Raw genomic sequence first — 12,553 nt, 5'->3', positions numbered from 1 at the left:
TAGGCTGGCGACGTGGCTCGGACGACGCTGGACACCGCAGCGCTCGCCCACGACCTGCGGCTGGCCGTGATGCGGTTCTCCCGCCGGCTGCGCAACCAGCGGGTCGACACCTCGGTGACCCTCACCCACCTGGCCGCGCTGTCGACGCTGAAGCGGCACGGCGCGATGAGCCCGGGCGAGCTGGCGGCGCACGAGCGGGTGCAGCCGCCGTCGATGACCCGGGTGGTCGTCGCCCTGGAGGGCAAGGGCCTGGTCACCCGCACCCCGCACCCCACCGACGGGCGGCAGGTGGTCATCGACCTCACGCCGGCCGCCGAGGAGCTGCTCGCCGACGAGGTGCGGGCCCGCGAGGCGTGGCTGACCGGGCAGCTCCAGGAGCTGACGGCCGAGGAGCGCGCCACGCTGCGCGAGGCGGCGGCGATCATGGACAAGCTCGCCAGTGGGTGACCTCCACGCCTGAGGCAGCCGCTCCGGGACGGGCGGGGATGTTCGCGGCCCTGCGGGTCCGCAACTTCCGGCTGTACGCCTCGGCGAACCTGGTCAGCCTCACCGGCACCTGGATGCAGCGGATCGGTCAGGACTGGCTGGTCCTGCAGCTGTCCGGGGGCAGCGGCATCGCGCTCGGCATCACCACCGCTCTGCAGTTCGCCCCCACCCTGCTGTTCAGCTTCTACGGCGGGGTGCTGGCCGACCGTTACGACAAGCGCCGGGTCCTGACGATCACGCAGGCGGTCATGGGCGCGCTGGCCCTCGGGCTCGGACTCCTGGTGGTCAGCGACGCGATCGTGCTCTGGCACGTCTACCTCCTCGCCGCCGCCCTCGGCGTCGCGTCCTCGCTGGACATGCCGGTGCGCCAGTCGTTCGTCTCGGAGATGGTCGGACCCGACCGGTTGGCCAACGCGGTCAGCCTCAACTCCACCGTCTTCAACGGGGCGCGGCTGGTCGGACCGGCGGTGGCCGGCTCGCTGATCGGCGTCTCCGGCGGGGACACCGGACCGGCGTTCCTGGTCAACGCCGCGAGCTTCGGGGTGACCATCACCGCGCTGCTGGCCATGCGGGGCAGTGAGCTCCACCGCAGCCGGCCGGCGCCCCGGTCCCGCGGGCAGCTGCGCGAGGCGCTGGGTTACACCCGACGCCATCCCGACCTGGTGCTGGCCATGGCGCTCGCCTTCGTGGCCGGCACCTTCGGCTTCAACACCCAGATCACCATCGCGCTGATGGCCCGCGAGGAGTACGGGCTCGGGGCGGCCGCCTTCGGGTTCCTCTCCACCTGCTACGCCGTCGGCTCGCTGTCCGGGGCGCTGCTGTCCACCCGGCGGAGCACCCGGCCGCTGCAGCGGTTCCTGGTCGTCTCCTCCGGCGCCTTCGGCGTGCTCCTCGTCGTGGCCGGGCTGATGCCGAACGAGACCTCCTTCGCCGTGCTGCTGGTGCCGACGGGCGCCTCCGCGCTGGTGTTCAGCGTGGCGTGCAACAGCTTCGTGCAGCTCGGCGTCGCTCCGGAGATGCGGGGCCGGGTGCTGGCGCTGTACTTCACCTGCTTCATGGGCGGCACCCCGATGGGCGCACCGGTGATCGGCTGGGTGTCCGAGCACCTGGGCGCCCGCTGGGGGTTCATCGCCGGCGGGCTGGCCTGCGGAACGGCCGCCGTCGTCGCCGGTGCGCTGCTCGCGCGCGGACGGCGGGTGCGGCTGGAGCTGCACGTCCGCCCGCCGCGCGCGCAGCTGCACGTCGCCGCCCGGCGACCGTTGCCCGCCCCGGCCGCCGCGCTGGCCGAGGCGGCGGACGGGGAGGTGCCCGGTGAGCAGGTGGCGCGGGATCCGGGCCGCTGAGGACCGCATGGTCGATCAGCTCACCGGCTGCGCTGACGTCGTCACGTTGTGGTCTTGGCGACACCGTCGTACCGTTTCGTCGTGCCGTCGGGAGGGTCGGGCTCTGCAGACGTCGGGACGTCGTTGATGCGCCTCGGCGTGCTCACCGTGCTCCTCGCCGTCGCCGTGCTGGTGATCCTGTTCCTCGTCCGCTGGGCGACCGGGGAGCTGCAGCACCGCCGCGCGGCCCGCCGCCGGGCGCAGGCCCGCGAGCTCGCCCGCCGGAACGCCCCGCCCCGCCCGCCCGCGCGGCGCCCCGCCACCCACCCGGCCGGCTCCTCGGCCCGTCGGCGGGCCGGTCCCGCCACCGATCCGGGCATGCCCGCCCGCCGGCCGCTGGAGGCCGTCGCGGCCGACGTCCGGCGGCTGACCCGCGAGCTGGCGATGGTGCCCGGGGGGATGCCGATGGCCCGCCGCCGCGGGCTGCTGGCCGCCTACGACGACGTGCTCGTCGAGGCCGCGTGGTTGCTGCAGGTCGACCACCGGCTGGCCGAGGTGCCCCCCGAGTACCGGGAGCTGGAGCGGATCCGGCTCATCGGGGCACTGGAGGCCGCCGGGCTGGTGGTGGACCGCTGACCAGCCCGGCCACTGCGGGCCGGCTGTTCCTCGCCGTCGACCCACCACCGGAGGCCGTCGCCGAGCTGGACGACGCCCTGCGGCCGGTGCGCGAGGCGCCGGGTGCGCCGCGCTGGACGCCGCCGGAGCGGTGGCACCTCACCCTGCTGTTCCTCGGGCAGGTGCCCGCCGGACGGCTCCCGCTCCTGCTCGACGGGGTCGGGCCCGCCGTCGCCGCGGCCCCGCCGATGTCGCTCGCACTCGCGGAGGGCGGCCGGTTCGGGTCCCGGCGCCGTCCCACCGTCTGCTGGGTCGGGGTCACCGGCGGCGTCACCCCGCTGACCGCGCTGGCCGACCGGCTGGCCGACGCCGCCCGCGGCGCCGGCCTGGCCGTGGAGGACCGGCCGTTCCGGCCGCACCTGACCGTGGGCCGCTGGCGTCCCGGGCAGCCCGCCGACGGCGACCTGCCCGAGCGGCTGCGCGGACACCGGGGTCCGGTCTGGCCGGTCACCGAGGTGGTGCTGTGGCGCAGCCACCTCGGCCCGTCGCCACGCTACGAGCGCGTGACCGCCTGGCCGGTGGCCCGGGACCACGTGACCTGACCGGGCGCGCTCCTGGCACGCTGTCCCGCGTGCCGCTGACCGACCAGCCCAGCCCCCAGCCCACCACCGTCTTCGACGCCGCCACGGCCGTCACCGGCACCGAGGGGGGCGGCCTGACCGCCGATCTCGACCCCGGCTGGGACGTCGGCGGCGGGATCCTCAACGGCGGCTACCTGCTCTCGGTCGCCGCCCGCGCCGCGGTGCTCGAGTCGCCGCACCCGCACCCGGTGGCGCTCTCGGCCAGCTACCTGCGCGCCCCCGCGGCCGGCCGGGCGTCGCTGACCGTCGTCCCCGGCCCGGCCGGCCGCACCGTGGCGCACAGCCAGGTGGTGCTCGCCGACGACGCCGGCCCGGCGATCACCGTGCAGGCGACGACGGCGACCCTGGGCGACGAGCCGCCGCAGGTGGTGACGCCCCGCCCGGTGGTAGCCCCGGTCGAGCAGTGCCTGTCGATCGCCGAGCACGCGCACCTGGCACCGCCGGAGATCCAGGTGCCGGGGCTGGTGCGGCGGATCGACGTCCGGCTGGACCCGGCGTGCGCCGGCTGGGCGCTGGGGCAGCCGGGGGAGGAGCCGGTGCTGCGGGCGTGGCTGCGCTTCACCGACGACCGGGAACCCGACCCGCTGGCGCTGGTCGCCTTCGCCGACGCGCTGCCGCCGACCAGCTGGGCGCTGGGCCGGTTCGGCTGGGCGCCGACGGTCCAGCTGCAGGTGCTCCTGCGTGCGCTGCCGGCGCCGGGCTGGTGCCTGGTGGAGGCCCGCGCCGGGGAGATCGCCGGTGGCTGGCTGGACGAGGACTACCGGATCTGGGACTCCACCGGCCGGCTGGTCGCGCAGAGCCGCCAGCTCGCCCGCGCCCCCCGGTAGCGGAGGGAACGGCCTCCTCGCAGGAGCCCACGCCGAGCGCGCGAGGCCCGGGGGGCGGGAGGGTCCTTCCTCAGGCCTCCTGGCGGAGCACGGTCGCCGGGTCGGCGCGGTCGGCGGCGCGCTGGGCGTACAGCGCAGCCAGCCCGGCCACCACGACGACGACCCCCGCGCTGAGCCCCAGCGCCGGCCACCGCACGTCCAGCAGCGGCGTCGGGGGGCGGAGGAGGTCGACGTCCAGCCGGCGGTGGACCAGGGCGACGGCACCGGCGGCCAGCAGACCGCCGAGCAGCACGCCGGCGGCCGCCACCCCGATCAGCTCCGCCAGCAGCGAGCGCAGGTGCGCCCTCCGGGTCAGCCCCAGCCGGCGGGCCATCACGTACCCGGCGACCCGGGTGCGTGACCGGGCCTCCAGGTACAGCAGCAGCCCGCCGACGGCGATGACCCCCACGAAGACGGCCAGCGCGGACAGGTAGCCGAAGGTCCAGGTGATGCCGAGGAAGTTGGCGGTGTTCAGCACGGCCGCCGGGGTGATCTCCCGCCCCGGCAGGCCGCCTGCGTCGACCAGGGCGTCGACGGCGGGAGCGAGCCGCCCGTTGGTCCAGATCTCCGACTGCCGCGCGGAGCCGGCGCTGCGCTCGATGGTCGGCACCCGGTCGGCGGCGACCAGGACCACCGGGTCGACGGTGCGCCGGCCGGGGAGCACCCGGGCCTGTGCGACCACCTCGGCGGCCAGCGGCGCGGTGCCCAGCCGCAGCTGCGGGTCGCCCAGCGGCACCCCCTGGGCCACGACCGGCACCCGGCCGTCGACCGCCGGGCCCTGCAGCGCGGCCATCAGTTCGGGGAGTGGGTCGTCGGCGAAGGAGTCGTCCCAGAACGCCGTCCCGGCGAAGGTGCCGGGGTCGACGGCGAGCACCTGGACGTCGGTGCGGACACCCTCGGCACCGACGACGTCGCCGTCGTACCGGACGACGAACGTGCCGATCTGCTCCACCCCGGGGACGGCATCGAGCCGGGACACCGACGTGAGCGCGCGCTCGGCACCGACCTGCACCCCGACCTTCGCGTCCAGGGTGGCCTGCGAGCTGGCGGTCAGCGTCGCGGTGTAGCCCAGCACGGCGACCGGCAGGGTCACCGCGGCCAGCAGCGTGGCGGTGGCCAGCCGGGCGGCGGTGAGCCGGTTGACCGCGAGGAACACCGCGGGGGAGCGGCGGCCGGCCCAGCGGCGCAGCCGGGGCAGCAGTGCGGTGACCAGCCGGGCCAGGAGTGCCGCGGCACCGGCGACCGCCAGCAGCGGGAAGGCGACCAGCAGCCCGTTCACCTGGGCGACGCCGGCGTCGGTGACCACGGCGTCCCGGCTCTCCAGCAGCAGCCAGCACCATGCGGCGGCGACCAGCAGCGCCAGCTCCCACGGCACCGTCGCCGGCCAGCGGGGTGCGGCGCCCAGCGGGCGCTCGGCGGCGCCCCGCGCCCGGAGCCCGGCGACGGCGGCCGCCGCGCCCAGGCCGACGACGAAGGCCGCCGCCCCGGCCGCGAGGGCGGCGGTGGTGGCGGAGGAGTCCAGGTCGTCGGCGGGGCCGACTCCGCCGATCAGCAGCCGGGACGCCGCCCACCCCAGCGCCGCCCCGGCCAGCGCCGGCAGGCCGAGCTCCAGCGCTGCCTTGCCGGCCAGCGGCACCGGCCCGACGCCGCGGGCGGCGAGCAGGCGCACCTCGGTGACCCGGCGGTCGGCCCAGAAGCTGCCCGCCGCGGCCACCAGGACCAGTGCCAGCAGGGCGCCCGCCACCGCGACCGGCACCACCGGGCCGCGGAGTCCGGACTCGATGAGCTCGGCCCGCTGGACCGCCTCGACCAACCGCGGGTTGACCCAGCTGACGTCCAGCTCGGCGGCGGGGACGCCGAGCAGCTCCCAGGTGTCGTCCTGCGCACGGTCCTGCGCCGCCAGCAGCGCGCGGGCGTCGGAGATCGACAGCTCGCCGGCCTCGACCGGCACCTGGGCCAGCTGCTGGACGCCGGTGAACCCGGCCGCCACCTCGTGGAAGGTCGCCGGGTCGGTGGCCAGCGCGAAGGCCGGTGGGGGGACGTCGGAGCTGGTGTCGTTGGCGTAGAGCAGCCGGTAGTCGCACCAGTAGGGGCCTGGGTCGACCGCGAACAGGTCGGTGTAGAGCCCGGTCACCGTCACGGGGGTGCCGGCGACGGCGATCCGGTCGCCCAGCGTGATGCCCGCGCCGTCGGCGTACCCCACCGGCAGCCACAGCCCGGCGCCCGGCTGCTCGCCGACCACCTCGACGTGCTGCAGGGCGTCCGGCCGGTGGAAGAGGCTGACCGGGATCGCGACGTCCCGGCCCGCGGCGTCGGTGACAGAGGCGGCACCGGGACCGCGGTTCTGCCCGACCATCTCCGACGTCGCCAGCACCGGGCGGCTGGTTCGGCCCTGCGCGGCCCAGGCGGCCGCGAGGGCGTCGTCGACCGCGGCGGACGCCGTTCCACCGCGGGGGACGCCGTTCTGGTCGAACTGCCTGGTCGTGACCCCGGCCTGGACCCAGCCGGCCTCGGCGCACTGCGGCGCCAGCTGCTGCTGCAGGGCGGCGGAGCGGGCGGAGGAGAGGAACAGCGGGGCGGAGGCGACCGCGCAGGCCAGGATCGCGGTGGTCACCAGCACGGCGACCACGGCGGCGGGGGAGCGCAGGCCCAGCAGCGGCGCCCGGGTCCAGGGCGCCAGCCGCCACAGCGGCGGCCGGGTCACGAGTGGCCCCCCTCGGTGACCGGCCCCTCGGTGACCCTGCCGTCGCGCATGGACAGCACCCGGTCCGCGCGGGACCAGGCGATCTCGTCGTGGGTGGCGACCAGCACCGCGGCGCCGGCGTCGGCGGCGGCCCGGACGGCGTCGAGCAGCCGGTCGGCGTGGCCGCGGTCCTGGTGCGCGGTGGGTTCGTCGGCCAGCAGCACCGCCGGGCGCAGCAGCAGCGCGCGGGCGACGGCGGCCCGCTGCTGCTCACCCAGGGACGCCTGGTGGGGGTAGCGGTCGGCCAGGTGGTCCAGCCCGAAGCCGGCCAGCAGCCCGGCGGCCCGTGGCTGCTCGTCGGCGAGCGTGCCGTGCAGCCGGGCGGGCAGCAGCACGTTGTCGGCCAGGCTGAGGTCGGCGACGAGGCCGAGGGCCTGTGGCACCAGCGCGAGCTCCGGCCAGCCCAGCGTCTCCGGACGGCGGCCGGCCAGCTCCCCGGTGCAGGCCAGCTGCCCGGCGTCCGCGGTCTCCCAGCCGCACAGCAGCGCCAGCAGCGTCGACTTGCCCGACCCCGAGGGCCCGACCAGCGCGACGAACTCACCCGCGGCCACCGTCAGGTCGACCCCGGCGAGCGCCGCGACCGTCTCCGTGCCCCGCCGGTAGCGCTTGACCAGCCCGGTGCCGGTGAACCCGCCGGTGCTCACCTCGTCACCGGTCACCGTGCGACCAGCCGGCCGTGGTCGAGCCGGATGAACCCGTCGGCGATCGCCATCACCCGGGGGTCGTGCGAGGAGACGACGAACCCCACCCCGCCGGCGGCGAGCTCGGTCATCGCGGCGAGCACCCGCTCGGCCGCGGCGGTGTCCAGCTCGGCGGTGGGCTCGTCGGCGACCACCAGCGCCGGACCCCCGACCACTCCGCAGGCGACCGCCAGCCGCTGCTGCTCACCACCGGAGAGCTGCCCCGGACGGTGGTCGGCCCGCCCGGCCAGCCCGAGCCGGTCCAGCAGCGCCCGCGCCTCGTCGTCGGCCACCCGCGCGCCGCGCAGCTGGGCGGCCAGGCGCACCTGGGCGAGCGCGTCGAGGTAGGGCAGCAGGTTGTCCCCGGGGCGCTGGAAGAGGTAGGCGACCTGGCGTTGCCGCAGGCGCCGCCGGGCGCGTGGGCGCAGCCGGTCGACCCGCTGCCCGGCGACGAGCACCTCGCCGTCGTCGGGGGAGTCGATGCAGGCCAGCAGCCGCAGCAGCGAGGACTTGCCCGACCCGGAGGGCCCGACCACCACCGTCACCCGGGCAGGGGGGATCGCCAGGGTGACGCCGTCCAGCGCGGTGACCGACTCGGTCGCCGTCCGGTAGGTCTTGACCACTCCCCGGCAGACCGCCGCCGCGTCCGAGTCGCTCATCAGGGCGGGAGCCTAGGGGGTGCCCGGCCCGTTCCCCGGCAGCTCGACCGGCCCGGTGAGGTAACGCTGGACGGTGGGCCCGATCGCGGCGACCAGCTCCTCGGCCGGCGCGGAGGCCAGCGGTTCGAGCCGCAGCACGTAGCGGGTCATCACCACACCGACCAGCTGCGAGGCGGCCAGCGCGCCCCGGGTCTCCGCCTCGGCCGGCGGCAGGTCGAGCGTGCCGAGCACCCGGCGGAGCACCTGCGCGGTGAGGAACTCGCGCAGCAGCCGGGCGGTCCACTCGTTGCTCACCGCGGAGCGGACCAGGGCCAGCCCACCGGCGCGGGCCGGGCCGTCCCACACCCGCAGCAGCATCCGGACGACGTTGGCCCCGAGTTCCGCCGTCCCGCCCGCCAGCACCTCGGGCAGCAGCTCGGCGGGGTCGGCCGGTGCCTCGACGGCGGCGAGGAACAACTTGTCCTTGCTGCCGAAGTAGTGGTGCACCAGCGCCGGGTCGACCCCGGCGGCGGTGGCGATGAGCCGGATCGAGGCGCCGTCGAACCCCCGCTCGGCGAAGGCGTCGCGGGCAGCGGCGAGCACCGCCTCCCGGGTGCCGGGGTTGCCGGGCCGGCGCCCGGAGGGGCGCCGGCGTGCCGGCCGGGGCGCGGGGTCGCTCAGCTGGTCCTCCTCCGCAGGGTGGTCGCCGCCAGCCCCAGGGCCAGCAGCGCGGCGCCGGCCACGACGGCGACGTCGGTCCACATCGTGCCCGTCGGGGTGGGGGAGCCACCGACCTCCCGCAGCGCGTCGACGGCGTAGGTGAGCGGCAGCGCGTCGCTGACCGCCTGCAGCCAGCCGGCCAGCTCCTCGCGCGGCACGAGCAGGCCACACAGGAAGAACTGCGGCAGCACCACCACCGGCATGAACTGCACCGCCTGGAACTCGCTGCGGGCGAAGGCGCTGGCCAGCAGCCCGAGGGCGACGCCGAGCACCGCGTCGACGACGGCGATGAGCACGACCAGGGCGGCCGGGCCGGCGACGTCCAGGTCGTACAGGGTGGTCGCGACGGTCACCGTGACCACCGCCTGTGCGGCCGCGGCCAGCCCGAAAGCGGCCCCGTAGCCCAGCAGCAGGTCACCGCGGGACAGCGGGGTGGTGAGCAGCCGCTCGAGCGTGCCGGTGGTCCGCTCCCGCAGCATGGCGATGCTGGTGACCAGGAACATCACCACGAACGGCAGCACGCCGAGCATGGTCAGCCCCACCCGGTCGAACGTGTCCGGCTGCCCGGGGACGGCGGGCACGTCGGCGTAGACCAGGTACAGCAGGCCCAGCAGCGCGCTGGGCAGCACCAGCAGCATCCCCACGGTGCGGTGGTCGTGGCGCAGCTGCCGCAGCACCCGGACGGCGGTGGCCCCGGCCAGCGGCGGGTGCAGCGGGGCGGTCACGCCGGCACCTGCTCGGTCTGCCGGATCAGGGTCAGGAACGCCTGCTCCAGGTCGTCGGTGCCGGCGTCGGCGCGCAGCTGCGCGGGCGTGGAGTCGCTGAGCAGCCGGCCGTCGCGCAGCAGCAGCAACCGGTCGCAGCGGCCCGCCTCGTCCATCACGTGGCTGGACACCAGCAGCGTCGTCCCGCCGTCGGCGAGGGAGGCGAACAGCTCCCACAGATCGACCCGGAGCACCGGGTCCAGGCCGACGGTGGGCTCGTCGAGCACCAGCAGGGCCGGCCGGGCCACCAGGGCGCAGGCCAGCGAGACGCGGCCGCGCTGCCCGCCGGAGAGGTCGCCGGCCAGCTGCCCGGCGGCACCCCGCAGGCCGACGTCGGCCAGCGCGGCGTCCGTGTCGGCTGCGCTCCGGCCGGCGAGGGCCGCGAAGTGGCGGACGTTCTCCCGCACGGTCAGGTCCGGGTAGACGCTCGGGGCCTGGGTGACGTAACCGATCCGGCTGCGCAGCGCCCGGGAACCGGCGGGCTCGCCGAGCACGGTGACTCGCCCGGAGGTGATCCGCTGCACGCCGACGACGGCGCGCATCAGCGTCGTCTTCCCGCTGCCGCTGGGCCCCAGCAGGCCGGTGACCTGTCCCGGGGGCGCGGCGAAGGCCAGCTCGTGCAGCACCCGGCGGCCCCCGCGGTGGACGACGAGATCGGTGACGGTGACGGCGGCCTCCATGCCGGCCCCCCAGAACTCAACGGCTGATGAACTCAACGCTAGGTGAGTTCGCTGGGAGCGGTCAAGGGGTGAAGAGCGCGACCCCCGTGCGGCCGGTCTTGGCGCGGTACATCGCGATGTCGGCCTGGCGGAACAGCGTCTCCGTGTCGGCGGCGCCCGGCCCGGAGACGGCGATGCCGAGGCTCGCGCCGACGTCGAGCGCACGCCCCTCCACCGGGAACGGCAGCCGCAGCGCCGCCCGCAGCCGGGTGGCGGCCGCGACCGCCTCCGCGGCGCTGACGCCCGGCATCAGGACGGCGAACTCGTCGCCGCCGAGCCGGCCCACCAGGTCGCCGTCGCGCACGAGCGGCCGCAGCCGGGGCCCCACCTGGGCCAGCAGCTGGTCGCCGTGCCCGTGGCCGAGGGTGTCGTTGACCTCCTTGAACCCGTCGAGGTCCAGGAAGACCACCGCCAGCCGGCCGCGGCCGCGGGGGTCGGCGAGGAGCGCATCGGCCCGGTCGAGCACCGCGGCCCGGTTCGGCAGGCCGGTGAGGTCGTCGTGGGTGGCCTGGAACGACAGCCGGCGCTGCAGCTCGAGGCGCTCGGTGACGTCGCGGGCGGTCAGCAGCACCCCGCCGATCACCGGGTCGTCGCGGCGGTCGGCGGAGCTGACCTCCAGGTGCCGCCAGCCGCCGTTCCGGTGCCGGGCCTGCACGACGAAGACCTGCGACCGGTCCTGGTCGCGGGTGACCGGGTGGCCGTCGGGGGTGAACAGGTCGGCGTCCTCGTCGTGCAGCAGGTGGTCCACCCGGCGGCCGAGGACGTCCGCCCGCGACCAGCCGAGGACGTCGGTGACCGAGTCGGAGACGAAGGCGATCTCGCCGGCCGGGTCGAGCAGGGCCAGCACGTCGCTGGTGGCGTGCACCACCGACCGGAAGCGGCGTTCCCGGTCCAGGGCGGTGAGGAGGGCGTTGAAGGCGGTGGCCGTGGCCCCCAGGTCATCGGCCGACTCGACCGGCAGCCTCAGCGCGGTGGTGCTCACGTGGTCCCCGGCCATCGGGTCGCCGACGGTCCGGGCCACGGCGGTGAGCCGGTCGGCGAACACCCGCAGCCGACGGCCGATGACCACCCGCGCCAGCCACCAGTTGGCGCCGCCGAGCACCAGCCCGGCGGCCAGGCAGGCGGTGCGGAAGGAGGGGGCGGTGGCGTACCGGGCCGGTACGCCCAGGAGCTCGGCGAACAGCGGGAACACCGCGCCGACAGCCAGGCCCAGCAGTGCCATGCCCACGGCGAGCCGCGGGAAGACGCCCCACCGGGCGGGATGTCCCCCGGCCTCGGGTGGGGTGCGGCTCGACACCGGGGGAGCATCGGCCCGATCGGCGCGCTGCCGCAGGCCCGTCGCCGGCGATCTCCCCCGGGCGGGTGGGCCTCGCGCGCGGTCAGCGGGGCGCGGTCAGTGCGCGGCCGAGCTCGGTGCCGGAGCGGAAGGCGCTCTCCACCTTCGGCGGTGCGGACCAGCCGTCGCCGCACACCCCGAGGCCCTCGGCGAGCAGGAACGGCTCCCCCCGCGGTGACTCCGGCCGCGCCATCGCCCAGCGGTGGGTGTGCGCCCAGTCCGGGGCGCCGGCCACGGCGAGCACGTGCCGGACCGCGGCGACCACCGCGGGGACCACGCCCGCCGGGTCGTCCAGGTGCCGGGCGGTGAGCTCGGCGGTCGTGTGCGCGACCAGCACCGGGGCCCCGTCGCCCCGCCGGGCGCCGTCGTCGGCGATCCACTCCAGGTCCGGGTGGTCGTGCACGAAGACGCCGTGCAGGTCGGCCGGCCAGCGCCGGTCGGGCCAGCCGAGGGCGACGGCGACCGCCGGGCGCCAGCCGTCGGTGTCCAGCCGGGCACGCACCGGGTCATCGGCGGGCAGCAGCCGGGCCGCCTGCGGGTCGGGCACCGCCAGCACCGCCGCGGCCACCGGGTCGCCGTCCACCGTGGGTGTGCTGCCACCGGTCACCGCCGTCACCGTGCGCTCGGTGACCACGTCCAGCCCCTCGGCCAGGTCGACGACGAGGCTGCGCAGCCCGCCCGCGGTGCCGTAGCGCACCGGCCCGGTGGTGGTCCGCTCGATCCCGTCCGGGCCGGCGACGGCGAAGGTGTCGGTCCACGGGTGGGCCAGCCCGCGGCGCACCCAGTCGTCGACGACGGGGCGGAGCGGGGAGTCGTCGCCCGCGGTGAGGTACGAGGCGCCCAGGTCGACGGGGCGCCCGTGCAGGGTGCGGCCACCCATCCGCCCGCCCGGCCGGCGCCCCCGGTCGAGCACCCGCACCGGCCGGCCGGCTGCCGCGAGGGCCCGGGCGCAGGCGATGCCGGAGATGCCCGCGCCGACGACCACGGTGCTCAGGGAGTCCACGAGGCGATCCTGCGGGGCGG

Annotated in this window: 13 protein-coding genes; 5 read left to right on the top strand and 8 right to left on the bottom strand. The window is 76.9% G+C overall.

From position 1 onward, the window contains the following. Nucleotides 1–12 precede the first annotated feature (12 nt). The 5 genes from ACI79Y_RS02585 to ACI79Y_RS02565 all read left to right on the top strand — a co-directional run bounded on the left by ACI79Y_RS02585 (nt 13) and on the right by ACI79Y_RS02565 (nt 3,891). On the top strand, nt 13–447 hold the full coding sequence (locus tag ACI79Y_RS02585) for a MarR family winged helix-turn-helix transcriptional regulator (protein WP_457156990.1): 435 nt from the start codon (nt 13–15) through the stop codon (nt 445–447). 38 nt (nt 448–485) lie between these two features. Beyond that, nucleotides 486–1,829 carry an MFS transporter gene (locus ACI79Y_RS02580; protein WP_457156989.1) on the top strand — a complete coding sequence of 448 codons (1,344 nt, stop codon included), beginning with the start codon at nt 486–488 and terminating at the stop codon, nt 1,827–1,829. Nucleotides 1,830–1,910: 81 nt separating this feature from the next. Continuing rightward, entirely contained in the window at nt 1,911–2,444 is a 534-nt protein-coding gene (locus ACI79Y_RS02575; RefSeq protein WP_457156988.1) for a hypothetical protein, read from the top strand. Further along, complete coding sequence (gene thpR, locus ACI79Y_RS02570; RefSeq protein ID WP_457157048.1) at nt 2,441–3,025, top strand: RNA 2',3'-cyclic phosphodiesterase; 585 nt, start codon at nt 2,441–2,443, stop codon at nt 3,023–3,025. Before ACI79Y_RS02575 ends, thpR begins: the two co-directional genes overlap by 4 nt. Nucleotides 3,026–3,054: 29 nt before the next feature. Continuing rightward, on the top strand, nt 3,055–3,891 hold the full coding sequence (locus ACI79Y_RS02565) for an acyl-CoA thioesterase (protein WP_457156987.1): 837 nt from the start codon (nt 3,055–3,057) through the stop codon (nt 3,889–3,891). Between the two features lie 70 nt (nt 3,892–3,961). Here ACI79Y_RS02565 and ACI79Y_RS02560 read toward each other — a convergent pair whose 3' ends face one another. The 8 genes from ACI79Y_RS02560 to ACI79Y_RS02525 all read right to left on the bottom strand — a co-directional run bounded on the left by ACI79Y_RS02560 (nt 3,962) and on the right by ACI79Y_RS02525 (nt 12,533). Next, entirely contained in the window at nt 3,962–6,634 is a 2,673-nt protein-coding gene (locus tag ACI79Y_RS02560; protein ID WP_457156986.1) for a hypothetical protein, read from the bottom strand. Next, the gene (locus ACI79Y_RS02555) at nt 6,631–7,332 is read right to left on the bottom strand and encodes an ABC transporter ATP-binding protein (RefSeq protein WP_457156985.1); all 702 of its coding nucleotides are present in this window, start codon (nt 7,330–7,332) and stop codon (nt 6,631–6,633) included. The genes ACI79Y_RS02560 and ACI79Y_RS02555 overlap by 4 nt, the downstream gene beginning before the upstream one ends. After that, nucleotides 7,329–8,012, bottom strand: coding sequence for an ABC transporter ATP-binding protein (locus tag ACI79Y_RS02550; protein ID WP_457156984.1), 684 nt, complete (start codon nt 8,010–8,012; stop codon nt 7,329–7,331). Before ACI79Y_RS02550 ends, ACI79Y_RS02555 begins: the two co-directional genes overlap by 4 nt. 12 nt (nt 8,013–8,024) lie before the next feature. Next, a complete protein-coding gene (locus ACI79Y_RS02545) occupies nt 8,025–8,594 on the bottom strand; it encodes a TetR/AcrR family transcriptional regulator (RefSeq protein WP_457156983.1) in 570 nt (189 codons plus the stop codon). A 74-nt stretch (nt 8,595–8,668) separates the two neighbouring features. Next, nucleotides 8,669–9,436, bottom strand: a complete 768-nt coding sequence (locus tag ACI79Y_RS02540) for an ABC transporter permease (RefSeq protein ID WP_457156982.1) — start codon at nt 9,434–9,436, stop codon at nt 8,669–8,671. Next, the gene (locus ACI79Y_RS02535; RefSeq protein ID WP_457156981.1) at nt 9,433–10,155 is read right to left on the bottom strand and encodes an ABC transporter ATP-binding protein; all 723 of its coding nucleotides are present in this window, start codon (nt 10,153–10,155) and stop codon (nt 9,433–9,435) included. The genes ACI79Y_RS02540 and ACI79Y_RS02535 overlap by 4 nt, the downstream gene beginning before the upstream one ends. Nucleotides 10,156–10,216: 61 nt before the next feature. After that, nucleotides 10,217–11,491: a diguanylate cyclase domain-containing protein gene (locus ACI79Y_RS02530; protein ID WP_457156980.1), complete on the bottom strand. Its 1,275-nt coding sequence runs from the start codon at nt 11,489–11,491 to the stop codon at nt 10,217–10,219. 82 nt (nt 11,492–11,573) lie between these two features. Then, on the bottom strand, nt 11,574–12,533 hold the full coding sequence (locus ACI79Y_RS02525) for an NAD(P)/FAD-dependent oxidoreductase (protein WP_457156979.1): 960 nt from the start codon (nt 12,531–12,533) through the stop codon (nt 11,574–11,576). Nucleotides 12,534–12,553 lie beyond the last annotated feature (20 nt).

It is taken from the genome of Modestobacter sp. SYSU DS0875 (assembly GCF_054050915.1).
Note: the sequence above shows the minus strand (reverse complement) of the source record. Positions and strands in the feature narration are given on the sequence as shown.

Coding starts and splice junctions, on each gene's coding strand:
- ACI79Y_RS02580 (WP_457156989.1), top strand. CDS start 486: ATGTTCGCGGCCCTGCGGGTCCGCAACTTCCGGCTGTACGCCTCGGCG.
- ACI79Y_RS02550 (WP_457156984.1), bottom strand. CDS start 8,012: ATGAGCGACTCGGACGCGGCGGCGGTCTGCCGGGGAGTGGTCAAGACC.
- ACI79Y_RS02535 (WP_457156981.1), bottom strand. CDS start 10,155: ATGGAGGCCGCCGTCACCGTCACCGATCTCGTCGTCCACCGCGGGGGC.